Below are 700 nucleotides of genomic sequence, written 5' to 3'. Positions count from 1 at the left end.
TTAAGAATTGGATAGGTAAGAGGAAGTTATTTCCTGAAGGATGAAAGATAGAAGTAGAAGAAATTCAGTGTGCAGTTTTGAAGATATGTAAAGAAGACCGTTGTACAGAAATGTATGACGGTTTTTTTGTGTAATAGGAAATTCCTTGGAAGTCCCTATTACACAAAAAGGTACTAACGTGCCAATGATGCGCACGTATGCGTTGACAGAAAACTCATTGTTTTCTGCTTTTTATAGCCGCGGAGGTATCTGGTGTTTTGCACATCTCTTTTTGAGTGCTGTGCTATTTCTGCGTCGTCAGAAAGACTATCTCTTTCTATTTTTGCCAAGATTATATGAGTTCTGAACCAGAAATTTAAGGATGCGTCATGCTGCTCATGCAGCGAGAAGACGGTAACATCCGATGAAAAGAATAGATTTTTCGATTTTTTTGAAAAAGTAGTTGACATTTAAAATATAATCGGTTATACTTATCTACGTTGTTGGAAAGCAATATTCCTCGATAGCTCAGTCGGTAGAGCACGCGGCTGTTAACCGCGCTGTCGTAGGTTCGAGTCCTACTCGGGGAGTTTTTTGATCCATATACTTTATGGACCTTTAGCTCAGTTGGTTAGAGCAACCGGCTCATAACCGGTCGGTCCCGGGTTCGAGTCCCCGAAGGTCCACTCTACCCAATATGAGGTAAATAAATAATTTAATA

At 39.9% G+C, this 700-nt stretch carries 2 tRNA genes; both read left to right on the top strand.

What is annotated here, in order from left to right:
* The first annotated feature begins 496 nt into the window (after positions 1-496).
* A tRNA-Asn gene (locus tag DWZ76_RS14605) sits at positions 497-569 on the top strand.
* Between the two features lie 22 nt (positions 570-591).
* Positions 592-665 (top strand) — tRNA-Ile (locus DWZ76_RS14600).
* The last annotated feature ends 35 nt before the right edge of the window (positions 666-700 follow it).

Origin of the sequence: Clostridium sp. AF35-15 (genome assembly GCF_003477745.1) — a bacterium.
GTDB lineage: Bacteria > Bacillota > Clostridia > Lachnospirales > Lachnospiraceae > Otoolea > Otoolea fessa.
Note: the sequence above shows the minus strand (reverse complement) of the source record. Positions and strands in the feature narration are given on the sequence as shown.